This window comes from Alkalicoccobacillus gibsonii (assembly GCF_016798245.1).
GTDB lineage: Bacteria > Bacillota > Bacilli > Bacillales > Bacillaceae_D > Alkalicoccobacillus > Alkalicoccobacillus gibsonii.
The window spans coordinates 1-267 of the sequence record NZ_JAEUZA010000020.1 but is presented as its reverse complement, the minus strand read 5'-3'; the positions used below and the strand labels follow the sequence as shown (position 1 = coordinate 267).

The 267-nt window shown below is 52.1% G+C and carries 1 tRNA gene; it reads right to left on the bottom strand.

Features of this window, described 5'->3' with window-relative positions:
* Window positions 1–107: 107 nt before the first annotated feature.
* Window positions 108–182: transfer RNA gene (locus JNO66_RS20360), tRNA-Gly, on the bottom strand.
* Between the last annotated feature and the right edge of the window lie 85 nt (window positions 183–267).

Below are 267 nucleotides of genomic sequence, written 5' to 3'. Positions count from 1 at the left end.
CGGACTTGAACCGGCACGGTAATCACTTACCGCAGGATTTTAAGTCCTGTGTGTCTGCCAATTCCACCACCCCGGCACGAGAGGTACGGACACACTAAAACAAATTATGGAGCGGAAGACGAGATTCGAACTCGCGACCCCCACCTTGGCAAGGTGGTGTTCTACCACTGAACTACTTCCGCAGTTTAAATGATGCGGGTGAAGGGACTTGAACCCCCACGTCATAAGACACTAGATCCTAAATCTAGCGCGTCTGCCAATTCCGCC